The sequence below is a fragment of the Bacteroides sp. Marseille-P8574 genome (assembly GCF_902825465.1).
In the GTDB taxonomy this organism is placed as follows: domain Bacteria; phylum Bacteroidota; class Bacteroidia; order Bacteroidales; family Bacteroidaceae; genus Bacteroides; species Bacteroides uniformis.
In genome coordinates, this window is sequence record NZ_CADEBE010000001.1 from 156,748 (window position 1) to 181,807 (window position 25,060).

The 25,060-nt window shown below is 46.3% G+C and carries 25 protein-coding genes and 4 tRNA genes; 8 read left to right on the forward strand and 21 right to left on the reverse strand.

Annotated features, from left to right (window positions below):
* Nucleotides 1-82: 82 nt before the first annotated feature.
* The 6 genes from HUX74_RS00655 to HUX74_RS00680 form a co-directional block, all read right to left on the reverse strand.
* The gene (locus tag HUX74_RS00655) at nt 83-1,207 is read right to left on the reverse strand and encodes a response regulator (RefSeq protein WP_117599492.1); all 1,125 of its coding nucleotides are present in this window, start codon (nt 1,205-1,207) and stop codon (nt 83-85) included.
* A 41-nt stretch (nt 1,208-1,248) separates the two neighbouring features.
* On the reverse strand, nt 1,249-2,184 hold the full coding sequence (locus HUX74_RS00660; protein WP_117964401.1) for a UDP-glucuronic acid decarboxylase family protein: 936 nt from the start codon (nt 2,182-2,184) through the stop codon (nt 1,249-1,251).
* Between the two features lie 165 nt (nt 2,185-2,349).
* On the reverse strand, nt 2,350-2,883 hold the full coding sequence (locus tag HUX74_RS00665) for a ParB/RepB/Spo0J family partition protein (RefSeq protein WP_117599490.1): 534 nt from the start codon (nt 2,881-2,883) through the stop codon (nt 2,350-2,352).
* Nucleotides 2,880-4,169, reverse strand: coding sequence for a DUF3440 domain-containing protein (locus tag HUX74_RS00670; RefSeq protein ID WP_087332529.1), 1,290 nt, complete (start codon nt 4,167-4,169; stop codon nt 2,880-2,882). Before HUX74_RS00670 ends, HUX74_RS00665 begins: the two co-directional genes overlap by 4 nt.
* A 2-nt stretch (nt 4,170-4,171) precedes the next feature.
* Complete coding sequence (locus HUX74_RS00675; RefSeq protein WP_117599489.1) at nt 4,172-4,567, reverse strand: hypothetical protein; 396 nt, start codon at nt 4,565-4,567, stop codon at nt 4,172-4,174.
* 284 nt (nt 4,568-4,851) lie between these two features.
* Nucleotides 4,852-5,913 (reverse strand): IS5-like element IS1169 family transposase, encoded by a 1,062-nt coding sequence (locus HUX74_RS00680; protein ID WP_008657074.1) that lies wholly within the window; start codon nt 5,911-5,913, stop codon nt 4,852-4,854.
* Nucleotides 5,914-6,080: 167 nt separating this feature from the next.
* On the opposite strand from HUX74_RS00680, the gene HUX74_RS00685 reads away from it, so the two are divergent.
* Both HUX74_RS00685 and HUX74_RS00690 read left to right on the forward strand, forming a co-directional pair.
* Nucleotides 6,081-6,632, forward strand: a complete 552-nt coding sequence (locus HUX74_RS00685) for a chromate transporter (RefSeq protein ID WP_174646032.1) — start codon at nt 6,081-6,083, stop codon at nt 6,630-6,632.
* Nucleotides 6,629-7,153 carry a chromate transporter gene (locus tag HUX74_RS00690; protein ID WP_117599487.1) on the forward strand — a complete coding sequence of 175 codons (525 nt, stop codon included), beginning with the start codon at nt 6,629-6,631 and terminating at the stop codon, nt 7,151-7,153. Before HUX74_RS00685 ends, HUX74_RS00690 begins: the two co-directional genes overlap by 4 nt.
* On the opposite strand, the gene HUX74_RS00695 is transcribed toward HUX74_RS00690, so the two are convergent.
* Nucleotides 7,145-8,362, reverse strand: coding sequence for a sugar MFS transporter (locus tag HUX74_RS00695; protein ID WP_117599486.1), 1,218 nt, complete (start codon nt 8,360-8,362; stop codon nt 7,145-7,147). The genes HUX74_RS00690 and HUX74_RS00695 overlap by 9 nt on opposite strands.
* A gap of 153 nt (nt 8,363-8,515) precedes the next feature.
* Between HUX74_RS00695 and HUX74_RS00700 the strand changes: the two genes are divergently transcribed.
* Together HUX74_RS00700 and HUX74_RS00705 are read left to right on the forward strand one after the other, a co-directional pair.
* Nucleotides 8,516-9,400: an AraC family transcriptional regulator gene (locus HUX74_RS00700; protein WP_117599485.1), complete on the forward strand. Its 885-nt coding sequence runs from the start codon at nt 8,516-8,518 to the stop codon at nt 9,398-9,400.
* A 93-nt stretch (nt 9,401-9,493) separates the two neighbouring features.
* Nucleotides 9,494-9,913 (forward strand): pyridoxamine 5'-phosphate oxidase family protein, encoded by a 420-nt coding sequence (locus HUX74_RS00705; RefSeq protein ID WP_117599484.1) that lies wholly within the window; start codon nt 9,494-9,496, stop codon nt 9,911-9,913.
* Here the strand turns inward: HUX74_RS00705 and HUX74_RS00710 are convergent.
* The 6 genes from HUX74_RS00710 to HUX74_RS00735 all read right to left on the reverse strand — a co-directional run bounded on the left by HUX74_RS00710 (nt 9,890) and on the right by HUX74_RS00735 (nt 14,682).
* Complete coding sequence (locus tag HUX74_RS00710) at nt 9,890-11,059, reverse strand: MalY/PatB family protein (RefSeq protein WP_117599483.1); 1,170 nt, start codon at nt 11,057-11,059, stop codon at nt 9,890-9,892. The genes HUX74_RS00705 and HUX74_RS00710 overlap by 24 nt on opposite strands.
* Nucleotides 11,056-11,922, reverse strand: coding sequence for a DUF3737 family protein (locus tag HUX74_RS00715; protein ID WP_117964406.1), 867 nt, complete (start codon nt 11,920-11,922; stop codon nt 11,056-11,058). The genes HUX74_RS00710 and HUX74_RS00715 overlap by 4 nt, the downstream gene beginning before the upstream one ends.
* 16 nt (nt 11,923-11,938) lie before the next feature.
* The gene (locus HUX74_RS00720; RefSeq protein WP_117964407.1) at nt 11,939-12,502 is read right to left on the reverse strand and encodes a sugar O-acetyltransferase; all 564 of its coding nucleotides are present in this window, start codon (nt 12,500-12,502) and stop codon (nt 11,939-11,941) included.
* Nucleotides 12,503-12,510: 8 nt separating this feature from the next.
* Nucleotides 12,511-13,326 carry a carboxymuconolactone decarboxylase family protein gene (locus HUX74_RS00725; protein ID WP_117599480.1) on the reverse strand — a complete coding sequence of 272 codons (816 nt, stop codon included), beginning with the start codon at nt 13,324-13,326 and terminating at the stop codon, nt 12,511-12,513.
* 11 nt (nt 13,327-13,337) lie between these two features.
* Nucleotides 13,338-14,333, reverse strand: coding sequence for a flavin reductase (locus tag HUX74_RS00730; protein WP_138346065.1), 996 nt, complete (start codon nt 14,331-14,333; stop codon nt 13,338-13,340).
* A 275-nt stretch (nt 14,334-14,608) separates the two neighbouring features.
* Nucleotides 14,609-14,682, reverse strand: a tRNA-Asp gene (locus HUX74_RS00735).
* Between the two features lie 165 nt (nt 14,683-14,847).
* Between HUX74_RS00735 and HUX74_RS00740 the strand changes: the two genes are divergently transcribed.
* On the forward strand, nt 14,848-16,164 hold the full coding sequence (locus HUX74_RS00740; RefSeq protein ID WP_117599478.1) for a pyridoxal phosphate-dependent aminotransferase: 1,317 nt from the start codon (nt 14,848-14,850) through the stop codon (nt 16,162-16,164).
* Between the two features lie 28 nt (nt 16,165-16,192).
* On the opposite strand, the gene HUX74_RS00745 is transcribed toward HUX74_RS00740, so the two are convergent.
* Together HUX74_RS00745 and HUX74_RS00750 are read right to left on the reverse strand one after the other, a co-directional pair.
* On the reverse strand, nt 16,193-17,773 hold the full coding sequence (locus HUX74_RS00745; protein ID WP_119961884.1) for a SusD/RagB family nutrient-binding outer membrane lipoprotein: 1,581 nt from the start codon (nt 17,771-17,773) through the stop codon (nt 16,193-16,195).
* 20 nt (nt 17,774-17,793) lie between these two features.
* Nucleotides 17,794-20,901 (reverse strand): SusC/RagA family TonB-linked outer membrane protein, encoded by a 3,108-nt coding sequence (locus HUX74_RS00750; RefSeq protein ID WP_138346067.1) that lies wholly within the window; start codon nt 20,899-20,901, stop codon nt 17,794-17,796.
* Nucleotides 20,902-21,040: 139 nt separating this feature from the next.
* Between HUX74_RS00750 and HUX74_RS00755 the strand changes: the two genes are divergently transcribed.
* Nucleotides 21,041-21,634: a YqgE/AlgH family protein gene (locus HUX74_RS00755; protein WP_165491398.1), complete on the forward strand. Its 594-nt coding sequence runs from the start codon at nt 21,041-21,043 to the stop codon at nt 21,632-21,634.
* On the opposite strand, the gene HUX74_RS00760 is transcribed toward HUX74_RS00755, so the two are convergent.
* The 3 genes from HUX74_RS00760 to recR are packed head-to-tail and all read right to left on the reverse strand — an operon-like array spanning nt 21,627 to nt 23,302.
* Nucleotides 21,627-22,163: a GNAT family N-acetyltransferase gene (locus HUX74_RS00760; RefSeq protein ID WP_117599474.1), complete on the reverse strand. Its 537-nt coding sequence runs from the start codon at nt 22,161-22,163 to the stop codon at nt 21,627-21,629. The two genes, HUX74_RS00755 and HUX74_RS00760, sit on opposite strands and share 8 nt — an antisense overlap.
* 13 nt (nt 22,164-22,176) lie before the next feature.
* Nucleotides 22,177-22,635 carry a hypothetical protein gene (locus tag HUX74_RS00765; RefSeq protein WP_117599473.1) on the reverse strand — a complete coding sequence of 153 codons (459 nt, stop codon included), beginning with the start codon at nt 22,633-22,635 and terminating at the stop codon, nt 22,177-22,179.
* A 49-nt stretch (nt 22,636-22,684) separates the two neighbouring features.
* Entirely contained in the window at nt 22,685-23,302 is a 618-nt protein-coding gene (gene recR, locus HUX74_RS00770) for a recombination mediator RecR (protein WP_035448317.1), read from the reverse strand.
* A gap of 175 nt (nt 23,303-23,477) precedes the next feature.
* Between recR and yihA the strand changes: the two genes are divergently transcribed.
* Both yihA and HUX74_RS00780 read left to right on the forward strand, forming a co-directional pair.
* Nucleotides 23,478-24,086, forward strand: a complete 609-nt coding sequence (gene yihA / locus HUX74_RS00775) for a ribosome biogenesis GTP-binding protein YihA/YsxC (protein WP_009036961.1) — start codon at nt 23,478-23,480, stop codon at nt 24,084-24,086.
* Nucleotides 24,087-24,097: 11 nt separating this feature from the next.
* Entirely contained in the window at nt 24,098-24,694 is a 597-nt protein-coding gene (locus HUX74_RS00780) for a DUF4923 family protein (RefSeq protein ID WP_044468698.1), read from the forward strand.
* Nucleotides 24,695-24,766: 72 nt separating this feature from the next.
* On the opposite strand, the gene HUX74_RS00785 is transcribed toward HUX74_RS00780, so the two are convergent.
* The 3 genes from HUX74_RS00785 to HUX74_RS00795 all read right to left on the reverse strand — a co-directional run bounded on the left by HUX74_RS00785 (nt 24,767) and on the right by HUX74_RS00795 (nt 25,053).
* Nucleotides 24,767-24,839, reverse strand: a tRNA-Gly gene (locus tag HUX74_RS00785).
* A 32-nt stretch (nt 24,840-24,871) separates the two neighbouring features.
* A tRNA-Leu gene (locus tag HUX74_RS00790) sits at nt 24,872-24,953 on the reverse strand.
* A gap of 27 nt (nt 24,954-24,980) precedes the next feature.
* Nucleotides 24,981-25,053: transfer RNA gene (locus HUX74_RS00795), tRNA-Gly, on the reverse strand.
* Nucleotides 25,054-25,060: the final 7 nt, after the last annotated feature.

The following is a 25,060-nucleotide window of genomic DNA, read 5'->3' on the forward strand; positions in this document are numbered from 1 at the left end:
TAAGAAACAGACGGTCTATTTGAGTCTGACGGATGGTCTGTTTTACTTCAACGGACCATCCGTTCTATTTTCTTCGTTATCATTACTTCACCGGAATAGAGAAGCTGAATATGGAGCCTTCGCCTTCCTTGGAAGTAAACCACAGTTTACCGCCATTCTTCACGACAAAATCCTTGCACAGCAACAAGCCCAGTCCCGAGCCTTCTTCGTTGTTCGTACCGAACGTGCTGAAATGCGTATCAGCATGCAACAATTTCTTCTGCCCTTCCTCGCTGATGCCACAGCCATGATCTTGAACACTGACAACTGCCATACCATTCACTTCCTCCATCTTCACCAATATTTCGGAATTCTCCTTGCTGAACTTGATGGCATTGCTCAACAAGTTGCGGACTACCGTCTTCAGCATGTCAATATCAGCGTTAACCATCATTCTCTCCGGTTTCATCTCGCGGATTCTTATCTTTTTCAGACTTGCCACCATACTAAAAATCTCAATGACACCGTCTGTCACTTCGACGAGATCCACATCCTGATAAACCACATTCAACTTACCGATTTGACTCTTTGTCCATTTCAGCAAGTTATCCAGCAATGAGAACACATCCTCCGTTGTCTGATTAGCCATCGTCAGAAGCTCGTACATTTCAGCACCTATTTTCTCAAATGGCAAGTTCAATATCAGCATATTCAGCACCATCTTGATGGATCCCATCGGAGAACGCAGGTCATGGGCAATCACCGAATAGAGCTTGTCACGCCCGGCAATGGTACGTTGCAGTTCTTCCGTCTTACTCAAAATCAGCCGCTTGGCAGCTACCAAAGATATTTGGTGGGTAACACGGATAATCAGTTCCTCCTTATTGAAAGGTTTAGAGATGAAGTCATTCGCTCCTACCTGAAAGCCTTTCACAATATCTGCCGTACTATTCAGTGCGGTCAGAAAGATGATCGGAATTTCAGCAGTCTGCGGATTTGACTTTAAATGTTGGGCTACTTCAAAACCACTCATGTCCGGCATCATTACATCAAGCAAAACCAAGTCAGGATTTTCCTTTTCCACCTGCTCCAATGCCTGCCGCCCGTTACTCGCAGTAGCAATTGCGAATTTCTCGTTTGTCAAAAGCACTTTCAACAATAAAACATTTGACATCACATCGTCAACGATGAGGATCTTGTATTCGGAAGGATTTATTTCCATGTTCATCTTTCTATATTGTTTTTCCCGTTATCAAAATCACTATTTAGTTAGGAACGATATTCCTTAAAATACTCTATTATATACTGTAAACCCTCTTCCAACTCTATAGTCGGTTCCCAGCCCAACTTTTCCTTTGCCAGAGTGATGTCCGGCTGACGCTGTTTGGGATCATCATGAGGCAATGGTTTGAAAATCAGTTTCGATTTGGAATTCGTCAACCTGATGACCTTTTCCGCCAGTTCCAATATGGAGAATTCATTCGGATTTCCCAAGTTTACCGGACCGATAAAATCGTCCTCCGTATTCATCATCCGTACCATACCTTCTATACAGTCATCTACATACTGGAAACTCCGTGTCTGATTGCCCGAACCGTATATCGTAATATCCTGGTTCTGCAATGCCTGAACCACGAAATTGGAAACCACCCGTCCGTCATTCGGCAGCATCCGAGGACCGTACGTATTGAATATACGGATAATCTTGATCCGCACTCCATTCTGGCGGTGATAGTCCATAAACAATGTCTCGGCACAACGCTTCCCTTCATCATAACAAGAACGGAGGCCGATTGGATTTACATTTCCCCAATAACTTTCCACTTGGGGATGAATAACGGGGTCACCGTACACTTCGCTGGTAGAGGCCTGCAATATCTTGGCATTCGTCTTTTTGGCCAGTTCCAGCATATTGATGGCGCCCAATACAGAAGTCTTGATAGTTTTAATGGCGTCATATTGGTAGTGGATGGGAGAAGCGGGACAAGCAAGATTATAGATTTCGTCCACATCTGCATCATAAGGGGTTTCCACATCATGCAGTACAAACTCAAAGCGGGGATTGCTCTTCAGATGAGTGATATTTCCTTCCGAACCGGTGAAAAGATTATCCAGACAAATCACCTGATGCCCATCGTTTATCAATCGGGTACAAAGGTGAGAACCTATAAAACCAGCACCACCACTAACCAAAATTTTCTTCATGTAATGTTTTTTATAGTGCCTTAAAGCACATAAGACCTATTCTGTTTGTTTTGATGCTGACAAATGTAGGCGATTTGACTAAATTATGCAAGTTTGCAACGAAATATTTCACTTATTAATGAATATAAAGAGGCAGATTAAAAAATCCACCCCTGAAACATTCATTTATTTATCCAACATATACTCTTCTTTCTTATCCGGAATGCTGAAGTCCTTGTTCGCAAATAAGTCTGCCAAACCCGAAATTTGCTTTAAACGCAATACTTCGTCGCGATCCATTCCGATATTCTTCATTATCCATTCATCCGACATGCCGGCTCTGTCCAATTCCGCAACAATATGGCACATCAACTCGATGTTGTGCGTGCCACGGGCACGATTGTGACGGATAGTGGATGCCATACGGTTGGAAAGTTCCTTGTCAATCACTACCACGGGAAGCAACCCGTTTTCACGCTGATAAATCCTCTTGGATGTCTTCAACACCTGATAACGGTGGTAGCCGTCCACCAGGATGTAATTATCCGCTTCCTCATCATAGTAACAGACACAAGGCATGGTGAAACCATCTTCCCAAATGGAAAGCTCCAAAAGCTTCATTTCGGGCGGTGCCACTACATTCGGATTGTAATCGTTTGCTTGTATCTTCTCTATTGGAATTGCCTTTACATTATATACCGGACTTTTATCTACGCTCATAACATCATATTTTTGAATTGTTCCATTATCTTGTCTCTTTTGTATGCCTCTTCCTTGTTCAAGGCAAACCCCATGTACTTGCAGGCATGGTCGTTCTTCAGGATGCATATGCACATCCGCTTATAAGTGGGGATTTCCCGGAATTCCGCGATGTCAATATCATCCAGATAGTCCATGCGCACCGGCTTCTTGTTTGTCTTGTAATTCGTGGTATTTATCACTTCAATGGACACTCCTGCATCCCTCAGCTTCTGGATGGTCTCGTCAGCCAGACAGCCCCCTTTTGTACGCCAGAATTCAATGCTGACGGTAAGCTTTTTCAAGTAATTCCTCCGGGTCTCTTCCGGCAAGGTGGAAAGCAGGAACTGCATAAAGCCTTTCCATGTATACCCTTCGGGCAGTCGGACCGTCTGCCACCCCATAGCGCGCGTCCCTCCGTAAATACCGGTAAAGTTCACCCCGTTGACCCGCCCTATCATTCTTCCCCAAGTATTCGGGTCGATGACGCGATACAGCTTCAAGCTCTCTTGTGCCTCACAGAGAAAAGGGCTTGCCACACGCTGGCGTTCGATATTGACCCCGGCTTTATAATATAGGTCATACAAATGGTTATAGTCAAAGCCGAATTTACCATTGGCTGTCCAGATATCCGTCGTCTTCCAATCATAAATGGGATAAGCATTGAAAATGTCATTGCCTATCTTCGAGGTCCAGCGGTAATTGTGGTACATCTGATACTTCCGGTTCAGATGAATGCTGCGCCAGCGGTTAAAACTCTCTTGCGTACGGATGCCTATGAGAAAGCAGGCACGCACTCCGTCCTTCTTCTCATGCAGCCATTTGGCAAAGTGCATCTGGAACTCATAATCCCACATTTCGGGAGTGTAGAAAGGAAACGTCTCTTTAGTGAGGCAGCCTTTCGGCATTTTCCTCACCCAAATGTCCTCCAAATCCTCCTGCCACGGACGCCAGTAGCTCTGGTACATCGACGTACAAGTCGTTACACGGAAAGGCACGCAAACACGGTACACCTCCAATATATCCTTATTCGCCTCCAATACCCGGTCCACATAATCAATGGTCATGCTGTACTGTATTTCATAGTCCATATGGAATACACACAGTTTACGGTTCAACCGGTTCCGGCGGATATAGTCTATGCATAAATTCAGCAACACTCCACTATCTTTCCCTCCCGAAAAAGAGACGCATATCGTGTCAAACTCCCTAAAAATCACATCAAGACGTTCTTGCGCCAGTTCATACACATTTTTGGGTGCAGCCATAATTATTTGTTTTTCTTCATTTTCACATAACGGGTCCATACCTTGTCTTCCAAAAAGCCCAGCTCGCTGAAGACATCCCTATCTTCGACAAAGCTAACAGCCGTCAGGCTACTCTCCTTGCCCTGCTTCTCAAGTACCTTTTCCAGAAGCAATTTCAGAGTGTCAACATTCCTTTCCTTAATATAATAGTTGTTGATGACACATTCATACTTCTTGTGCTCCACTGGCACAAAACCTACAACATGTTTATTATCCAAAGCAACAAACCACTCGTACTCTTCCGCTGTCCTGAAAGGATAATTGTAGTTCTGTTTCAGTACTTCCGGACTCATAACCAAAGGGGCTACAAGCTCATACAGCTTCTTATCCGTACCATGTAATTGCACTATCTGTATCATACCTACATTTTATATTATTTGTAATTACGTGTTAAAGATAAAGCTTATTTACGACGGAATATCCTCCTTTTAAATAGATTTAAGAATATAGCCCTACAATATAAAATATCAATAAAGGTGAGTTCTATCAATTCAATTTATCCTCTTGTATCAGACAGCAGAACTCTTTAACTGCCCAATTTGTGAGCTTTAGTCTTTCAAATTTAGCGAATATTTTCTACCCCCCCCAATTTTTACAATAATTAACTTGTGTTTGTTGTAAAAATTGGATGTGCAGGCATAATTCACCCCAACAACTCAGGTTTCAGCCTGATTATTTGCGTGTAACGACTGATGTTATACACAAGACTGGTGAGTGCTACATTGGCTTTAGCACGAATAAGCCCTACTGTACGCACCACAAGTCCACGCATGGTTTGTTCCTCAAACCCGAATACATGCTCGACAAGGCAACGTGTCTTGGATTTTTTCCTATTGTCTGATTTCTGCTCCTTGGTAAGCGGACGGTTACGGTAGCCCTTTTCGCAAATTATCGGATTCATCTTATGCTGTTTTACAATCTCCTCTTGTCCGACATAACCGGCGTCCAAATACAAGTCCTTGCCTTCGTCTTTTTCATCCAGCAGTCCTTCAAAGCCTTTGGAATCATGCACTTCTGCCGACGTGGTATCATAAGAAAGTATGATCTTATTGCGTTTCTCAACTTTAGTATGCTGCTTGTAGCCGTAAAAAGTCTCATCACGCTTCTTTGTCCAGCGGGCATCTACATCCTTGTGGCACTTCTTGTGGGGATTGTCATTCCACAACTTATTACCCGCTCCCTGTTTTATCTGCTCATTTTCATCACGGGTGTTACGTTGGCGAGGGGCAATAACAAAACTGGCATCAATGATGCGACCCTCATTGAATTGCAGACCCTTACTTTCCATGAAACTATGAAATTCCGAAAAAAGCTTGTCATAAACGCCTGTATTTGTCAGGAGTTCGCGATACTTCCACACCGTCTTCTCGTCAGGAACATCGTCAACACATTCAATACCAAGAAACTTGCGGAAACTCGTACGGTCAACTATCTGATACTCTATCTGATGGTCACTCAAACCATAATAACGCTGAAGAAACAAGACCTTGAACATCAGCACACAGTCTATCGGCGGACGACCGGCATTACTTTTGCGCTCTCCGGTAAAAAGGGCTGATTCAAGAGTAGGACGAAAGATCTCAAAATCAACATACTGAGACAACACTTCAAGAGGATTGCCCATTTCATTCAAACGCAATTCACGATTCTCTGACTCAAATAGTTGATTATAACGAAGCTTACGGTATCGGGATAACTTGTTCATTATAAAATTCTTATTTTCTGCAAATTTACGCTCTTGGAACCATATAAACAACTGTACTACAATATTTTAATTTATAGAACTCCTCTAAATAAATATTATACCCCCTAATTTGTATATGTTGATTAATTTGGGTTTCTTTGCAAAAGAACGTCACCCGAAGAGAAATAATGAAATATTTACTGCTTTTTATGACCTTTGCCAAGATAGGAATGTTCACTATCGGTGGTGGATACGCTATGATACCTCTCATTGAACGGGAAATCGTAAAAAAGAGATGGATGAGTAAAGAAGATTTCATGGAAATATTTGCACTGACCCAGTCACTTCCCGGTGTTTTTGCTGTCAATATATCCATATTCGTCGGCTACAAGCTGCATAAAGTAAAAGGCAGCCTGGTGTGTGCACTTGCCACAATCCTCCCCTCTTTTGTCATCATGATGCTGATAGCCATGTCCTTCGCTCATTTTCAGGACAACCAGGTAATGATACGCATCTTTAATGGCATCCGTCCGGCAGTAGTCGCACTGATTGTGATACCCTGCATTTCGGCTGCACGGGCGCTGAAGCTGAAGTATTGGCAACTGGTGCTTCCAGCCATCGCCACCATACTCATCTGGCAATTCGGGCTATCCCCCGTATACATTGTCCTTGCAGGAATTGCAGGAGGAATGCTCTATACATTATGGTTAAAAGATAAACTGAGAAAATTACAGATATGATTTATTGGCAGCTGATATTGGTATATCTGAAAATCGGAATGTTCGGTTTCGGAGGCGGTTACGCCATGTTGTCCCTCATCCAATACGAGGTGGTGGACCACCATCACTGGCTCACCCTGCAACAATTCACGGACGTGGTGGCCATCTCGCAGATGACGCCCGGTCCGATAGGCATCAACAGTGCCACCTATGTGGGCTATGCAGTTACTCAAAGCGTGTGGGGAGCTGTCGTGGCCACCGTTGCAGTATGCCTTCCCTCGTTCATCCTGGTATTGCTCATCTCTTACTTCTTCGTGAAATGCAAAGACAACAAATACATCAAGGCGGCAATGTCTGGACTACTGCCCATGTCCGTATCATTGATAGCTGCTGCTGCCCTATTGCTGATGAACAAGGAAAATTTCATAGATTACAAAAGCATACTTATCTTTGCAGCCGCTTTCGGCGTGACGTGGAAGTGGCACCTTCACCCTATCTTACTGATAATCCTTGCTGGAATCGCAGGATTCCTTCTATATTGAGGAAGCGGTAGAGACGGACACCATCTTGCGAGCATATGCCCATACCACGCAATAGGCAACCAGCGGTACAATGAACGCCCACACCATCGTCGTATGGTCTGCCACCAGTCCCATCAACAGCGGACCTACCACGCCTCCCACGGGAGACATCATCAGGAAAGAGGAAGCCCTCTTGGTATGGTTGCCCAGCCCGCGCAAGGAAAGGGCAAAAATCGTGGGAAACATAATAGCCTCAAACGCATATCCGCACAACAGAGCTGCAAGCGATATCATCCCTACATCCAGCAGTACCAACGAAGTAGTCACTACTGTCCCCGTAGCACACACCAGCAACATTTTCTCGGCACGCACACGTCCCATAATCCAGCTACCGGCAAAACGTCCCAACATAAATAATCCCAGTCCACCGAAAGAAAGCACTACGGAAGCTTCGCGGGCATTCATCCAATTCTGCTCCACCACGTAATTGATGAAGAAGCTGTTGATGGAAATCTCGCCGACCTCATAGGCAAACAAGGCTATCAGCCCGAAAATGAAAAGCCGGTGTGACCACAATCCGACCTTATTACCAGCTTCGTCCACCTCCACACTATGTTCAATCTCGGGCAACTTGATTCTTGAAAAGACCAGCGCTACCAGCAACACAATTACCCCCATGCAGATATAGGGCAATGCGACATTACCCGAGCCCGTCTGCCCATCCTTCGAGAAGAGTAGCAGTCCAGCCAGTACCGGCGCACAGATACATCCCAGACCATTGAAGGATTGTGCGAAATTCAGTCGGCTGGCAGCAGTTTCCTTTGCGCCCAATTCTGTGGCATAAGGATTGGCGGCAGTTTCAAGAAATGTCAGTCCGCAGCCTATCACGAACAATGCAAACAAGAAAAGATTAAAAGACAGATAATGCTGCCCGGGGATAAAGAGCAGCGAACCGATGCCGTAGAGCAACAGACCGAATACCACACCCCGGCGGTATCCGAAGCGACTGATGAAAAGTCCTGCAGGAATGGCCATAATGAAGTATCCCATATACATCGTCATCTGTATAAAGGCCGAATGTGTCTTCGTGATATCCAGTATCTCTTGAAAGTGCTTGTTCAGTACATTCAGAATGGCATGGGCAAATCCCCACAAAAAGAAAAGAGAGGTAATCAAAATGAAGGGCACAAGGTATTGTCTGCCCACCAATGGTATTCGTTTCTGTTTCATAATATGATAATTCCAGACAATCGTTGCAAGGCGATTGATAATTGCGGGTGCAAAGATAAACAAAACTCCCGGTCTTTACCCAACATTTTCCTATTCGCTATTGTACGGAGCAGCTTTTTCTCTAACTTTACTGCCATCATACAATGTTAAGCCATGAAAAATGCCATCCCACGATACAATTTCTACAAAACTAAGTACGGAAGCGAACTTCTGATAGATGTCGTTGATTTGCAGTATACCCGGAAATTCTTGACCCAGGGAAAAGTACATATTCTGACCTACTATGACATCACCTTCATCACAGAAGGAGAAGGAGAATTCACTATCGGTAACCGGACACACTTGGCAGCTCCCGGTGATGTATTCTTCTCCAAACCAGGTGAGGTGCGCAGTTGGGACACAGACCGTATCGGCAACGGTCATGCTCTAATTTTTGAGGATACCTTTTTGACCTCTTTCTTCAAAGACCCACTATTCGTGCAGCACCTCCCGTTCTTCCGAATGGGAAAAACGGCAGACAAACTCCAACTGCCGAACGGGCTCTATGCACGGATACTCCAACTTCTGCACGACATAAAGGTCGAAATCGACTCTTTCCACCCACACGATACGGGCATATTACGCGCCTTACTTTACGAAGTCCTCATGCTACTCAACCGTGCCTACCGCACCTCTATCCCTCCGGAGACGGGTAAGGAGCCACATAAAGATATCAGCAGCTTCCACCTCAGCCGATTCTTCGAATTGGTTGGGGAGCACTTCCGGGAGCAGCATTCTGTACAATTCTATGCCGATAAACTATGCATCACTCCCAACTATCTGAACGAAATCCTCTCTTCGGCCATAAACATCAATGCCAAGCAGTACATACTCAACAAGATTACAGACGAAGCCCAGCGTCTGCTCACCTACACCGACCTCCCCATTTCAGAAATAGCCTCTGAACTTCATTTCTCAACCGTCTCCTACTTTGTACGTAGTTTCCGACAATGTATAGGGTATACTCCCCTCGCCTACCGGAAAATGGAGAAACCGTGAAAAGTGACATATCCTCCTTCTTTTTTATTGTACAAAAGTTCCACTTACCGGCTATCTTTGCCCTTGAAACAATAACCCATAAAAAAACAAACAATGAGAAATGCAGAAAAAACAGTAGGAAACATGATTGACAAGGAAAAAACCATCTTTGTCGGTTCGATGGATGCCGAAGGCTTTCCCAACATCAAGGCCATGTTGCAAACCCGCAAAAGGGAAGGGATCAAACACATTTACCTATCAACGAACACCTCGTCGATGCGCGTTTCGCAATTTCTCAAAAATAACCGGGCATGCCTTTACGTCTGCAACACACGCTTCTTCAAGGGCGTAATGCTGCGCGGCACGATGGAGATACTGACGGACAGCACCAGTAAGGAAATGATATGGCAGGAAGGCGACACTATGTACTACCCCGAAGGAGTGACTGATCCCGATTATTGTGTCCTGAAGTTCACCGCCTTCGCCGGTAGGTATTACAGCGGATTTAAATCAGAAGACTTCACGATAGAATAAACGGGCCATCCGTTCCAGTCCATCAGCAAGCAGAGCCCGGGGGCAAGCGATATTCAGCCGGATAAAGCCCTCTCCACCGGGACCGTACATCGTACCGGAATTGACCATCAAGTGCTGTTGTTCTTGCAAACGCAAGGCGACAGCATCTGAGTTGATACCAGAGGCACTGCAGTCTATCCAAACCAAATAAGTTCCTTCGAGTGGCAACACGGGATATTGTGGTAACCGTTCCTTGAAAAAGCGGCAGAGGTATTCGTAATTCCCCCGCAGATATTTCCGCAAGGCATCGAGCCATTCCCCACCTTCGTTATAAGCTGCCATTGTGGCGATTACGCCGAACGGATTGACGTCGCATACCTCGTTGATATTGATGGCTCTGTCAATACGGCGGCGCACCTCTTCATCGGCTGCGATGATATTGGCGATTTGCAACCCGGCAAGGTTGAACGCCTTGCTCGGCGAAACGCAAGTAACGGAATTTTGCAAAAAGCGTTCAGACAAGGAGGCAAAGGGTGTGTAGTCATATCCTTCGTAAGTCAGTTCACAATGAATCTCATCCGCCACGACAAACACCTCATTCCGTAAACAAATATCACCTATATGCTGCAGTTCTTCCGGAGTCCAGACCCGTCCGACCGGATTGTGAGGATTGCACAGCAGCAGGATTTTTGCTTTCGGATCGGAAGCTTTCCTTTCAAGATCGGCAAAGTCGATTACGTAGCGGCCATCCTGATAAATGAGATTATTGGCAAACAACTCGCATCCGTCATTACGGATAGATGAATAGAAACAATTATAGGCAGGAGTCTGAACGATGACTTTATCACCCGGCATGGCCAAGGCTTTGATAATGGCTGACAGAGCCGGCACGAGACCACTCGTATAGATAATCCACCGGGAATCAACCTGCCAGCGATGCCGGTCATCGAACCACCGGACAACCGCATCATAATAGGCTTCGGGTACTTTTGTATAACCGAAAATACCGTGCGCCACCCGCTTTTGTAAGGCATCGATAATAGCGGGTGCTGTACGAAAATCCATATCCGCCACCCACATGGGCAGTACATTCTCCTCTTCGGGAATATCCCATTTATAAGAATTCGTCCCGCGACGCGAGATGATTGTATCGAAATCGTATTTCATAATTTATAAATCCAGTTACCATCCCAAAGCCTCAACTCACAATCGGCAGGCGCCTTTATATTTTCGTCGAGAATGATTTCCCCATAGCTTTCGGCAGTGATACAGCCTGTCCGTGGATTCTTCACCCCGCCTATTGTTCCTTTGATGGTTGCCTGCACCGAACTATATTCAAAAGCCCGGTCGCAGTCGGGACCAAAGGTGCAATTCTCCAGTACGAGGTCGTGGGCATAGCAGAGCGGTTGCTCACCGGTTATATGGCAATTCACCAACCGGAGATTGTGCGAATGCCAGCCGAGATATTCGCCGCTGAGTTCAGAATCGTAGATTGTCACATTCTCCACCTCCCAGAAGGCATCCTTCGTAGTGATTTTGGCATTGCGCAACTCCACATTCTTCACATACTGGAAAACGTACTTGCTGTCGCTTTCCAATCCGTCTATGCGGATGTCGCTGCTGAACATGAACGGATAAGTTCCTCCATGCAGTTTCAGATTTTTGATATTCAGTTTTTTACAACGCCAGAACACCTCATCGGCATCGTTTATCTCTACATTCTCTATTTCGATGTCGTGCATCTCGCGAAACATTTTGGGTGCATCGATACGCGTATCAGTCATTTTCAGATGGTCGGAATACCACAGTGCCGAACGCCCGCCGACATCGAAAAAACAACGGTCGATAACAAATCCGTGAACATGCCAGAAGGGATAATTTCCTTCGAACCGACAATCAACAGCTTCGATGTTGCTGCATTCCTTGATGGCTGATTCTCCAGCACGGATAACTACATTCTCCAAACGTAAGTCATGCGATTCGAACAAAGGTCTTTCTCCGCCAAATGCTGTATTTGATATTATTTTCACCTTGTTTTCAATTTTATTATTCTATTCTCTTTATCAATTTTGCGGGGACACCACCTACTATTGTATTTGCTTCCACATCTTTCGTCACGACCGCTCCAGCTCCCACCACAGCATTGTCACCAATTGTCACTCCTTGAAGAATTGTTGCATTAGAACCTACCCAGACATTCTTGCCCAGTACAATTGGTGCCGGATAGGTAGTTTGGCGTTCAGCCGGAGGCAAACCATGATTGAGCGTTGCAAAGACTACATTATGCCCAATTTGGCATCCGTCGCCGATTATCACACCACCATGGTCTTGAAAATGACAGCAGGCATTAATAAATACGCCTTCGCCCACTGTTATATTCTTCCCGAAATCGGCATAAAACGGCGGAAATACTCGGAACGATGACGGAACTTGATAACCGAACAATTCGGATAGCAACTCACGTACTTCGTCCGGCGTATAGTATGCGGTGTTCAGCCGGAAAGTGATACGCCTGGCTTCACTGCTCATTTCGTCCATAAAACGGTGTATCTCCTCCGTATTAAGCGCTTGACGCGTCTTTACATATTCTTTGAATTCGTTCGTAGTCATAGTTTCTCCTATTTAAGTTTATCGTATTCTTCATCCGTCACCGGTTCTAGCCATTCATTAGAAGTATCCTCACCGGGAACTTCGAAAGCAAGATGGGCAAACCAACCATCAGAAGCAGCACCGTGCCAATGCTTCACATTTGCAGGGATATGGATAACCGTACCGGGTAGAATCTCTACTGCCGGCTTGCCCTCTTCTTGATACCACCCACGACCGGCAACACCGATAAGCATCTGTCCACCGCCTTTAGTAGCACGGTGTATGTGCCAGTTATTGCGGCAACGAGGCTCGAAAGTGACGTTAGAGACGGAAACCTGCTCACGTGAAACGGGAGCAAGATAGCTGTTACCTATGAAGTACTGTGCGTATGCTGTGTTCGGTTCTCCAATGGGGAAAATCATTTCACGCTGGAACGCGGCTTTGGTATCTTCACCGGCAGTGTCCTCTGCCCATACGCCTTTGGCCAGATTAAACGCTGCCCACGCTTTGGGCCAACCGGCATAGAAACCGATATGGGTGATGATTTCAGCAATCTCCGTACGGGTGATGCCGTTCTTTTTTGCCGACTGAAGGTGGAACACGAGCGAATTATCCGTGATTCCTTGACTGATAAGAGAAGTTATAGTTACCAAACTACGGTCACGCAGACCGAGTTTGTCGGTGCGGCTCCAGACCTCGCCAAAGAGGACATCGTCGTTTAGTTCCGCAAATTTAGGAGCAAACTCACCCAACTGGGTACGTCCTGCTGTCTGTACTATCTTTTCTTGTGCCATAATATTGAGTGTTAAAATGCTGAATACTGAAATTAAAAAAATCTTGTTCATAGTCGTTCTATTTATTGCATGAAGTTATTGAGCTTGTTAGCCGGATTAAGTGGCGTCTGGTCAGACAAGACCAATGATTTGACCATGTGCAACGTTCCTTGCTTGTATTTCTGAAAGTGTTCTGATGCAATATGTTTTTCATAAGCCGCACGGCTCGCATAGGTTTCGAGAATAGTCACCTTGCAGGGATTCTCCTTCTCGCCGACCGCATACATAGTCAGCACGCCTGATTCGATGCGCAGAGAGATTTCGCCTACTTCGGTTGCGTATTTCATATATTCGTCGAGATACTGCGGATAAACTTCGATTTTCGACAACCGCACGATACCGTCAGCACTCATCGGCTCTTTAGCGCACATACCCGGCTGCTTATCCAGATTCAGGCATTTGCCGATAATCTCTCCCGTGGCAAGGTAGGAATAGGTCGGAAATTCAAACAATACGGGTTTCAGCTTCGTATAGTCAAGTTTCCCGTTATTATCAAGCACTTCAGGAGCAGCGTATGTATTGACTATCGCACAAATGAAATTGTCGAAACCTTCAGTTTCATAGATGTCTACCACCTCACACTCCATGGTGAGGGGTGATGCGTCTATAACAGGGGTACCGTTTTCGCCAATATGGTAGGCAAACACCTCCGACTTATCGACCGTCGCACCGCTTACACTTCCCACATAGTCAGCTTTCGGCAATATTTCACGACTCACTAGATTGACGGAAAGTCGTTTTGAGGCCTTTATCCCTTGATTAGTGTAATGGCTTTTACTCATGCTGATGAGTATCCGGTCATGTCCAATAACACCCGTATGGCCTACCACTAGCCAGTTTACTTTCCCTTCAACCTCCGCCCCGACAACCGTCATCGGCTTGGGATAGAGAGCCAACAGATTTCCGAGATTTTTCTTGTTCGTTTCCATTATATTGGGTTGAACGGTGTTCTCCTTCACTGGGATACTGCACGACATTATGACAAGTAGTGACAGAACTCCTAAAATTATTTTTGCCATACGCTATATTACTCTATTTTTCTTGTTAAACTTCTGATGACAAAGGTACCGCGATAGCACAAGCGAAGGTGTATATGATTTACGGATATTTGTACCCGAATTCCCGATTATACCGCAAGAAAGTTCAAGTTCATCAGATGAGTATAGTAAGACTGGCAGAAATCCCACGAATAATCCCATGCATGATTTTTTAATCGTTATTCTTGCCGATACAGAAAAAAAGCTCTGAAATCCTTGAATTTCAGAGCTTTGCTTTAATTTGATATTTGCTTTCGCGGTGCGTACGGGACTCGAACCCGTGACCCCATGCGTGACAGGCATGTATTCTAACCAACTGAACTAACGCACCATTATTTCATTCTTTCGTTGCTATCTCTCTCGATTGCGGTTGCAAAGGTAGACAAAATTCTTATATCTGCAATAGCTTGAAAGAAAAAAAATCATCTTTTTTTTAACATAGCTTGATTATAAGAGATTTATGTTACCTTTGCAAAACTAAATTAATATTGAAATCATGAGAAATACTCCTATTGAACGTAAGTTGATAGATGAAACTATCGCAGATTTTCATATCACAGACTTTGCCAAAGCAACTATCCGTGAAGTCAAAGCCATTGCAGCCAATGCCGAAGCGGCATCGGGTGTGGAATTCATAAAAATGGAAATGGGTGTACCCGGACTCCCCCCCTCAGCCGTCGGCGTAAAGGCAGAGGTGGAGGCATTGCAGAATGGTATTGCCAGCCTCTACCCGGACATCAACGGACTCCCCGCCTTGAAGCAGGAAGCATCCCGTTTCATCAAAGCCTTTATCAATGTAGATGTAGCCCCCGAAGGTTGCGTACCAGTTACCGGTTCCATGCAAGGAACTTTTGCTTCATTCCTCACATGCAGCCAGTGCGATGAGAAAAAGGATACCATTCTCTTCATCGATCCCGGTTTCCCGGTACAGAAGCAGCAGTTGGTCGTGATGGGACAGAAATATGAAACCTTTGACGTATATGACTACCGTGGCAACAAGTTGAAAGCGAAGTTGGAAAGTTACCTCAGCAAAGGAAATATCTCTGCCATCGTCTATTCCAATCCCAACAATCCCAGCTGGATTTGCCTAAAAGAAGAAGAATTGCGCATCATCGGCGAACTGGCAACCAAATATGACGTCATTGTGCTGGAAGACCTCGCCTACTTTGCCATGGACTTCCGCCAAGACTTGAGCAAACCGTTCCAAGCGCCTTACCAACCTTCTGTGGCACACTATACGGACCTTTACGTGCTGCTCATTTCCGGTTCCAAAGCTTTCAGCTATGCCGGTCAACGTATCGGTGTCAGCTGCATTTCGGACAAACTGTATCATCGGGCCTATCCCGGGTTGACACAACGCTACGGCGGCGGCACCTTCGGCACAGTATTCATCCACCGCGTACTCTATGCGCTCTCTTCCGGCACCAGCCACTCTGCGCAGTATGCTCTTGCCGCCATGCTTAAAGCAGCCAATGAAGGTCAATACAACTTCCTTGATGAAGTGAAAGTATACGGTGAACGTGCCCGCCGCCTGAAAGAAATCTTCTTGCGCCACGGTTTCCACTTGGTATACGACAATGATTTGGGTGATCCCGTTGCCGACGGTTTCTACTTCACCATCGGTTACCCGGGCATGAGTAGCGGAGAACTTGCGCGGGAACTAATGTACTACGGTGTAAGCGCCATTTCGCTGGTGACCACCGGAAGCCATCAGGAAGGATTACGTGCCTGCACTTCCTTTATCCAAGACCATCAGTACGACCAGTTGGACGAACGTATGGCAATTTTTGCCGAGAATCACCCCATCCAATAAAAAATATCCCTATATAAATAAGGTGTTTCTACCAGTTGATGCCGGTATCCCACCACAATCGGGTACCGGCATTGTCATCTCCACCCAGTACCTCTACCAAAGCGGCATACTGCTCGGCATTCTCCGTCTTCAGTCCGCCGGGAAAGTTCAGACGGCGAATCATTGTCTCAGTATCTATGCACCCGTCTTTACTGTGATTAAAGCGTACGGGGAATAGCCGGGGATACCCCGTACGGCGCTGTTCAGCCCAAGCTTCACACCCTTCGGGAAACATGGCAATCCATTTTTGGGTAATAATCTTCTCCAGTTTCGTATCCCTATCCGCTGACTCCAGCCAGCGTGGCGAAACCTGACAACGGGCGGTAATATCATTCTCCATATCGTAGGTATCCACAAAATCGGCAGGCAACAAGTTGCTCTCCAGATAAGCGTCGGACTGCAAGATGCCATACTGACGGAAAGAAGCCATTACCCCTTCTTCATAGCAGATTTTCGCCGACTCATCAGTCCATCCCCGTAGGGCAGCCTCGGCACGCAGGAACCAGACTTCTGCTGCCGGCATCAACACTGCATCAGTCTGCTGGGTAACTTTCAATTTTGAGAGTGTATTATAATAGTTATGTGCAAAGCATGTACCCTGACGAATGCCGCGATACTCGCCTGCAAACTGTTCATTCTGGCAAGTGGCAAAATAGATTTCACGACGGGGATCTTCATATCCGTTCAGTATGGACTCCATCGGCGCTCCCATATAAGCTTCATTCCAAACAAGGTTTATCTCGCCCAACGGATTGGTATATCCACTCGCTGTGGAAACCGCCACCGACTCGTCCGCCTCCCGAATGACTCCGTATTCATTATCCATCGCCTTACGGAATTCCGTTTTTGCCTTCTCCGGACTGGCTACCGCGATGCGCATGGCAAGCCGCATCCTCAACGAGTTGGCAAACTTTATCCAAGAGTCATAATCACCGTCCAACAACATATCGAAACGCGCAAACTCCGAAGCTCTCGGATGCTCGACAATATAATCGGAAAGTACAGCAACAGCCGTATCGAGTTCACAGAAAAAGGCATTATAGACCTCTTTCTGCGTGTCAGGCATATAACGGGCTTCGGGATCGGCAAAATGACTATACACAATAGGGCCGTAATAGTCCGTGACACGGTGCATCACTTCCACCTTCAGTATCTTGGTAATGCCGAAAAAGGCAGGCATACGGTCACGTGTGGCATTCTCCGACTGATATATCTGCGGGAAAACATACTCATAGGTATGTCCCCACATGGCGCTGTTCCATCCATCCTGCAAGTTGTAGTCCGAATTGTGCGAACCTCCATTCAGAGGCTTGGCATCGTGCATGTAACCGCTGAACATGTCGGCATTCAAATTCTGGGTCAATTGAAAAGGCCAGTTCTTCCCCTTTCCGTAGTCGTAATTGAAATAGATGCCTTGCTGGATGATTCCAAGACGGATGCCATGTTCGTTATAGTCGGCCTGCAAGTCCTCGTCCGTCACGCCGGACTTGTCCGTATTGATTTCCTTAAAGTCCCGCGTACAAGCCAGAAACACGAAAACCATGCCAATCAGTACTATAATCCTCTTCATATCAAGTCTCCCTCCCCCTCTTAAAATTCACACTTCAAAGAAAATCCCCAACTACGCGTGGTAGGCATACCGTAGACTTCAATTCCCTGGTTATCGTTGCCCGTAGAGAGTACCAGGTCAGGGTCGAAAGGCGCCTTTTTGTAGAAGAAGAACAAGTTGCGTCCCGAAAAGGACAGTTGTGCCCGCTTGAGGACTTTGGTCTTTTCCATCCAGGCAGCAGGCAGTTGGTAGCCCACGGACAGCTCACGCAGCCTGATGTTCGTGGCATCATACATATAATATTCCGTCACCCCGGCCCGTCCGCCTACAACATTCTTATAAAATCCTTTCACATTATCTATCCGGTTACCTTCAAGCATTACATAACCTTTGTCCCTGGCCCGGGCCGTGACTTCAGAAACGCCATACATATCCATATCCGCCTGCGTCTGAGACAAAATATCGCCTCCAAAGCGACAATCCACCAGAAAATAGAAAGAAAAATTCTTGTAAGACAGCATATGATTCCAGCCAAGCATCAGTTTTGGATTGGCATTGCCCACTTTCACCGTATTGCCATCACCTTCCACCAAAGGCATCCCGGTATTGTCTCCTTCCGTGCCGTAAACGATATCGCCCGCATCGTCACGTACAAAAGCTTTTCCGTAGATGTCACCGATAGAGCCCCCTTTCACCAATTTCATGGCATAACTGGACGAGAAGCTGGTAGGACCGTAAAGAAACTCCTTCAGCGCTTCGTGCAGTGAAATTATCTTGTTGCGGTTGGTGGAAAAGTTCACCTCTGTTTTCCACTTGAAATGGTTCGTCAGCAAAGGAACGGCATCCAGTGAAACCTCCCACCCCACATTCTGTATATTACCCGCATTGACATAACGGTAGGCATATTTATCGCCCGACAGAGTAGGAAGCTTGAAGAACTGGTTCCGGGTATTCGTCTTATAGAAAGTGGCATTCAAGCCAATGCGATTCTTCAAAAAACGCGCTTCTATACCCGCCTCAAAGGAGTGCGTCATCTCCGGTTCCATATCCTTGAACGGCGCGGCATCACTTGCCAAGAACTCTCCGCCTGCCGTGATATGCGAGGAAGGATTTGTGATGAACATGGGAATATCATTGCCCACCATGCTGTATGCCCCCCTTATCTTTGCCAGTGACACCCATCGGGGTAAAGTCATCAGCTTATTGAATATCAGCGAAAATCCCACGGAGGGATAGAAGAACCCGCTTTTCTCATGAGATGTATAAGCCAGCGTGGAGGACCAGTCATTACGGGCCGACAAATCAAGATAGACAAACTCGTTGTAGCCCAGTTGTGCCGTCGCAAACAAGGACTGCAATTGGCGCCGCACATCAATCTTCTGGTCCAGCCCGGCAGAACCATTCATGATGATATTGGCCAGATTGAACACATTGGCATATTTCAGCGAAGCTGTTTTAGAGTCATAGCGGGTGGAGTTCACTGTCTTATCATTGATACTGGCACCGAGCACCGCGTTGAGAGAGAATGCATCCCACTGCTTTTTCATCATCAGTATGGCGTCTCCGTAATATTGGGTTTCCTGATAGTCCATCTCAATATAACGCCCATTGGCTCCCGCTAACGCCGGAGCGGTAGAGGCATAGAACTGCTGGCGCACCTTGTCGTTAATATAGTCTACATTGCCACGGGTCTGCAGGCTTAACCAATCGTTTATCTTCAGATTGGCGGATAAGGAGACTATGACATGCATGCGGTTCTCCTTGCTCAATATGCGATTGGTAATCCAGTAGGGATTCTGCTCAAAATCCTCGTAGGAGGTATGCCAATTCTGTATGTTCAAGTTTCTACCCTCATCATAAACCTCGAAGTTCTCCTTATAATAAGCAATATCCTCACCCCGTGGAAAACGGTAGAGCCCCACCAAAGGATTCATGTAGAAACCACCCACGGTAGGCTTGTTCTTCACCACCTGGCGCATCAGGTTCATACTGCCATCTAACTTCAGACGGGAATTCAATAGAACGGAAGTCTCTCTGAAAGTGAGGTTGTGCTTCGAAAGGTTATGTTTCCCAATGATGCCATGCCCCGTAGTATTGGCATAGGAGAAATAGTTCTGCAACTTCTCATTGCCGTGACTCAAGGAGATGGAAGTTATGGAGGTGACACCAGTAGAGAAGAAGTCTCTCAGATTATCGTATTCGGGAAGGTTTGCCCGTTCTCCCCAACTGTCTACACCGTCACTTACTCCATAGCGGTTCTGCATCTTGGGTAGCGCAAAAGCATTGTCGAACATCAGGCTCGTCGAGAAAGAAACACCGCGCTGCCCGTACGACTGCCCCTTCTTTGTAGTAATCAGTATCACCCCATTGGCAGCCTGGCTACCATACAAAGCTGCCGCGGGAGCTCCTTTCAGGATACTGATGCTCTCTATATCTTCAGGATTCAGATTGGAAATGCCGTCCCCTCCGTCACGGTTGCCAGCATTGGCCGTCCCGCCTATGGCAGAGTATGCTTGCTCGGAGGTGGAGTTCAGAATGGGAACACCGTCTATCACGTACAGAGGTTGGTTGTCACTCGCCACCGAACGGACTCCACGGATACTGACTTTGGCTGAAGCTCCCAGACCGGAAGAAACCTGGTTAACACGCACACCAGCTGACTTGCCGGTCAACGAAGTGATTAAGTTGGGCATTTTTACTCGAGTCAATTCCTCGTTTTTTATTAAATCTGTGGCATAAGAAAGAGAATTTTCTTTCTTTTCGATACCCAAAGCGGTAACAATGACATTATCCAGCTCTATCATATTTTCTCTTAGTGTGATATGAAAGGTCGAACGTCCTTCCACCTCAATATCCTGGGAAATGTAGCCGATAAATGAAACACGGAGCACTGCATTATCGGCAACCACCAGCGTGAATTTTCCTTCCGAATCCGCTATCGCACCATTGGCCGTTTCTTTCTCCTGAATAGTGGCACCGGCCAGCGGAAACCCACCTTCATCCAGCACACAGCCACTTACCGTCACTTTGGAAAGCTGTATTTCGGAATGCCCCGGACGTTGCATACGCTCCCAAAATCCCTCCGGGCAATCCGTCCATCCTATAGAAAACAGCCCTAAAATTAACATATATAGTGTAGTATACTTCATTGTATTAAATTGCCAATTACTTGCAAATTTAAGCATTTTCTTCGAATAAAAAAACCATAAAATCTGAGAAAAGAAACTTTTAAAATGAAAAACAGCGAAGAACTTTTGTTTATTGTGGAATATTATGTATATTAGGGGCATGTATAGCAATATAGATCTATTCAAGATAGAAACAAACCATGTGGTTCCTGCCCGGGGAAAGGTCTTGATTTCCGAACCCTTTTTGTGTGACCACATGTTTGGGCGATCCGTCATTCTACTGGTGGACCATACACATGACGGCACAATGGGACTGGTTATGAACAAACCTCTCCCCCTATTCTTGAATGATGTGCTGAAAGACTTCAACTGCCCGGAAAACATACCTATCTATAAAGGAGGACCGCTCAGTACAGATACGTTGTTCTATTTGCACACGCTCAAGGGCATTACCGGAGCATTGCCCATCGGCAAAGGCTTCTACCTGAACGGTGACTTTGAAGCCATTAAAAACTACATCATGCAGGGAAATTCCGTTAAAGGCAGAATCAGATTTTTTTTGGGATACTCCGGCTGGGAGTACGAACAGCTGGACCGGGAAATTGAAGAAAACACTTGGCTGGTAGGCAAAGAAAACATCAGCTCGCTAATGGACGAGGCAGCCAGCGGCACACTCTGGAAGAAGGCATTGTGCAAGCTGGGAGCAAAATATGAAATATGGTCGCGTTTCCCCCAGATTCCAACGTTCAATTAGTGTTGCGGAGAAGTTGCAACAATACGACATCCTTATAGCACCCTCCTACGCGCCACCACTCCCTCAAAAGCCCGCAACGCACAAAACCGCAGGATTCAAAAAGGCGGATACTTGCCTCATTATCCACCGAAATATGGACTATCAACTGCTTCAGATATAGGAAACTGAAAACATAGTCGCACAGCAAACGCAACGCTTCCTTGGCATAACCATTGCCCTGATACTCCTTCCGTATAGCAATGCCCACCTCTCCCCGGGCATGCATGGGAGAAAACTCTGTAATATCAATGGTGCCTATCACCGCATCATCCTCTACACGTACAATCATCATACGCAGCTGGCGGTCGGCAAACATATCGCATTCGGAATTCTCAATATATTGTTTCAAGACAAATCTGGAATAGGGCACGGTGAAGTTCGTCACATCCCAAGTCCGGGAATCATTCTCCATAGCATACATCACTTCCAAGTCTTCCGGCTCCATAGCACGTAGACGCACCCTTTCACTACAGAAATAAGATTTATTCATATCTTCCAGTCGGTTACATTTCTTCTTCTTTATTGATATGCAGTTCTTTACGCAGGCGTCCATCACCCGGCAGGCAGAACAGAGAAGCCGTCAGTCCTATCAGTGCACACAGTACACCCGTACTGCTCAACATTATATAATAGGTGAAAAAACCTGCAAGCACTGGTATGGCAAGCAATGCCAGCCGCACGCCACTCCACAACGCATAAAGGCGGAGGGCTTCGGGAAGCGTCACTACATCTATTTTCCGGATTAATACCCATGAAAAGAGTTTCAGGGATACGGGCACGCAAGAGGCAGCCAGCAGAATGGTTATCGTCTCAGCCATATAGATAGCACGTACATCTCCGGCATACATACCTACCCATTCGCCTCCGGTTTCTCCAAGCAGGACGAGTAGGATGGGGAGCATCCAGAAATAAGCAAAAGTTGTTCGGACACGCAATGCAGTCTTCTTTATTTGTTCTTCCATTTAGTGAATTGATAGTGGATAATGAATAATTGATAGAAGCCCAACACGATCAGGCAGTTCCGGAAAATGGAGTGCGGTTCACGATACTGCGTCCCAGAGTCACTTCATCCGTATACTCCAATTCGTCGCCGATGGAAATGCCACGGGCTATGACGGAGAGCTTCACACCCAGTTTTTCCAGCTTGCGGTAGATATAAAAGTTTGTCGTATCTCCCTCCATCGTCGTGCTCAGGGCAAGAATCACTTCATTGATGCCACCGGCGGCTACCCGCTGCACAAGGCTTTCTATCTGCAAGTCTCCGGGACCAATGCCATCCATCGGCGAGATGACGCCTCCCAACACGTGATACAAACCACGGAACTGTTGTGTGGCTTCCACAGCCATCACATCACGGATATTCTCTACCACACAGACCACGGAAGCGTCCCGTTGCGGACTGGAACAGATGCGGCACGTCTCCGTATCTGATATATTATGGCATACCTTGCAATATTTCACTTCATGCTTCAGCGTCACAATGGCATTGCCGAACGCTTCCACCACTGCCGTATCCTGGCGGAGCAGGTGAAGAACCAGCCTCATAGCCGTCTTACGTCCCACTCCGGGCAACTTGGCAAACTCATTTACCGCCTTCTCCAATAATGTCGAGGGAAACTGTCCATTCATACTTAAAATTTTCCTATTGGCCACAAAGATAGTGCAAACCGAATGCAGAATAAAATGAACTCGTTCATTTTTTATGCTGAGGTGCAGCCTATCTTCGCTTTCTGGGCAAAGATAGTGCAAACTTATGAAATTAGTGCTACCTTTGCCACACGTAAAACCCCAAAAAGGCAACAAAATGGATATTACAAACGCCGAATTCGTCATCAGTAACACAGACGTGCGGAAATGCCCCGCCGGTACATTTCCCGAATATGCTTTCATCGGACGCTCCAACGTAGGAAAATCCAGTCTTATCAATATGCTGACCGGAAGGAAAGGACTCGCCATGACCTCTGCCACACCGGGAAAGACCATGCTTATCAACCATTTCCTAATCAACAAGAGCTGGTACATTGTAGACCTTCCGGGATATGGCTACGCCAAACGGGGACAGAAAGGTCAGGAACAAATCAAACGTATTATAGAAAGTTATATACTGCAACGCGAACAGATGACTTGTCTGTTTGTTCTTATAGATAGCCGGCTGGCTCCCCAAGCCATCGACCTCGAGTTTACGGAATGGCTGGGCGAGAACGGCGTACCCTTTGCCATCGTCTTCACAAAGGCCGACAAACTGAAAGGCGGCAGACTGAACACCCACATCAACGAATACCTGGAACAGTTGAAGGAACAGTGGGAAGAGCTGCCTCCCTACTTCATCACCTCTTCTGAAAACCGCATGGGACGGAAAGAGCTGCTGGACTATATCGAAAGTATCAACAAAAGCCTGAATAGCAAACAATAGACATAAGTAAAATGAAAAGATTAGTTTTTTGGCAACTGTTTGTTGCCGCACTACTGCTGACCGGCAATAGTCACGCACAATCCATCAAGGATTTGTTCAACAAAGAAAATATAGAGAAGGCGGTAAATGCCGTGACCGGCAAGTCAACAGCGGATATGACCGGCACTTGGTCGTATACCGGCTCCGCCATTGAATTCGAATCGGACAACCTGCTGCAGAAAGCCGGCGGTGCCGTTGCCGCCACAGCCGCAGAAAAGAAACTGGACGAACAGCTTGCCAAAGTAGGCATCAAAGCCGGGCAAATGTCATTCACATTCAACGCCGACAGCACATTCAGCGCCAAAGTAGGGCAAAAGAGCATGAAGGGAAGCTACTCCTACAATGCATCCACCCAAAAGGTCAACTTGAAATTCGCCAAGCTGATAGGTATGAATGCCAAGGTCAACGCTACCTCCACAACTATGGACCTGCTGTTCGAATCGGACAAGCTACTGAAACTGATAACCTTCCTCTCCAGCAAAAGCAGCAACTCCACTCTGAAGAGTATCGGCTCGCTGGCCAACAGCTACGACGGAATGATGCTCGGATTCTCATTACAGAAACTGTAACAACAACTTCCATACAACAAAAAAATCCCGCAAGCACCGAACAATGCTTGCGGGATTTTTTTATCTGAAAAGAGCGGAAAACGAGACTCGAACTCGCGACCCTAACCTTGGCAAGGTTATGCTCTACCAACTGAGCTATTTCCGCATTGGATGACTCTCCTTTTTTGAGGAGTAAAGTGCCCAGAACAGGACTCGAACCTGCATGCCTCTCGACACACGCACCTGAAACGTGCGCGTCTACCAATTCCGCCACCTGGGCATAAGTCATCTTCAATACATCTGAAAGAGCGGAAAACGAGACTCGAACTCGCGACCCTAACCTTGGCAAGGTTATGCTCTACCAACTGAGCTATTTCCGCAATGTAT

Excerpts from the sequence above, each read along its gene's own strand:
- HUX74_RS00685 (WP_174646032.1), top strand. The coding sequence starts at position 6,081 with ATGAAATATTTACTGCTTTTTATGACCTTTGCCAAGATAGGAATGTTC.
- HUX74_RS00730 (WP_138346065.1), bottom strand. The coding sequence starts at position 14,333 with ATGGCAAAAATAATTTTAGGAGTTCTGTCACTACTTGTCATAATGTCG.
- HUX74_RS00680 (WP_008657074.1), bottom strand. The coding sequence starts at position 5,913 with ATGAACAAGTTATCCCGATACCGTAAGCTTCGTTATAATCAACTATTT.
- HUX74_RS00700 (WP_117599485.1), top strand. The coding sequence starts at position 8,516 with ATGAAAAATGCCATCCCACGATACAATTTCTACAAAACTAAGTACGGA.
- HUX74_RS00710 (WP_117599483.1), bottom strand. The coding sequence starts at position 11,059 with ATGAAATACGATTTCGATACAATCATCTCGCGTCGCGGGACGAATTCT.
- HUX74_RS00665 (WP_117599490.1), bottom strand. The coding sequence starts at position 2,883 with ATGAGCGTAGATAAAAGTCCGGTATATAATGTAAAGGCAATTCCAATA.
- HUX74_RS00740 (WP_117599478.1), top strand. The coding sequence starts at position 14,848 with ATGAGAAATACTCCTATTGAACGTAAGTTGATAGATGAAACTATCGCA.
- HUX74_RS00705 (WP_117599484.1), top strand. The coding sequence starts at position 9,494 with ATGAGAAATGCAGAAAAAACAGTAGGAAACATGATTGACAAGGAAAAA.
- HUX74_RS00695 (WP_117599486.1), bottom strand. The coding sequence starts at position 8,362 with ATGAAACAGAAACGAATACCATTGGTGGGCAGACAATACCTTGTGCCC.
- HUX74_RS00750 (WP_138346067.1), bottom strand. The coding sequence starts at position 20,901 with ATGAAGTATACTACACTATATATGTTAATTTTAGGGCTGTTTTCTATA.
- HUX74_RS00755 (WP_165491398.1), top strand. The coding sequence starts at position 21,041 with ATGTATAGCAATATAGATCTATTCAAGATAGAAACAAACCATGTGGTT.
- recR (WP_035448317.1), bottom strand. The coding sequence starts at position 23,302 with ATGAATGGACAGTTTCCCTCGACATTATTGGAGAAGGCGGTAAATGAG.
- HUX74_RS00760 (WP_117599474.1), bottom strand. The coding sequence starts at position 22,163 with ATGAATAAATCTTATTTCTGTAGTGAAAGGGTGCGTCTACGTGCTATG.
- HUX74_RS00655 (WP_117599492.1), bottom strand. The coding sequence starts at position 1,207 with ATGAACATGGAAATAAATCCTTCCGAATACAAGATCCTCATCGTTGAC.
- HUX74_RS00745 (WP_119961884.1), bottom strand. The coding sequence starts at position 17,773 with ATGAAGAGGATTATAGTACTGATTGGCATGGTTTTCGTGTTTCTGGCT.
- HUX74_RS00725 (WP_117599480.1), bottom strand. The coding sequence starts at position 13,326 with ATGAACAAGATTTTTTTAATTTCAGTATTCAGCATTTTAACACTCAAT.
- HUX74_RS00765 (WP_117599473.1), bottom strand. The coding sequence starts at position 22,635 with ATGGAAGAACAAATAAAGAAGACTGCATTGCGTGTCCGAACAACTTTT.
- HUX74_RS00670 (WP_087332529.1), bottom strand. The coding sequence starts at position 4,169 with ATGGCTGCACCCAAAAATGTGTATGAACTGGCGCAAGAACGTCTTGAT.
- HUX74_RS00780 (WP_044468698.1), top strand. The coding sequence starts at position 24,098 with ATGAAAAGATTAGTTTTTTGGCAACTGTTTGTTGCCGCACTACTGCTG.
- HUX74_RS00720 (WP_117964407.1), bottom strand. The coding sequence starts at position 12,502 with ATGACTACGAACGAATTCAAAGAATATGTAAAGACGCGTCAAGCGCTT.
- HUX74_RS00690 (WP_117599487.1), top strand. The coding sequence starts at position 6,629 with ATGATTTATTGGCAGCTGATATTGGTATATCTGAAAATCGGAATGTTC.
- yihA (WP_009036961.1), top strand. The coding sequence starts at position 23,478 with ATGGATATTACAAACGCCGAATTCGTCATCAGTAACACAGACGTGCGG.
- HUX74_RS00675 (WP_117599489.1), bottom strand. The coding sequence starts at position 4,567 with ATGATACAGATAGTGCAATTACATGGTACGGATAAGAAGCTGTATGAG.
- HUX74_RS00660 (WP_117964401.1), bottom strand. The coding sequence starts at position 2,184 with ATGAAGAAAATTTTGGTTAGTGGTGGTGCTGGTTTTATAGGTTCTCAC.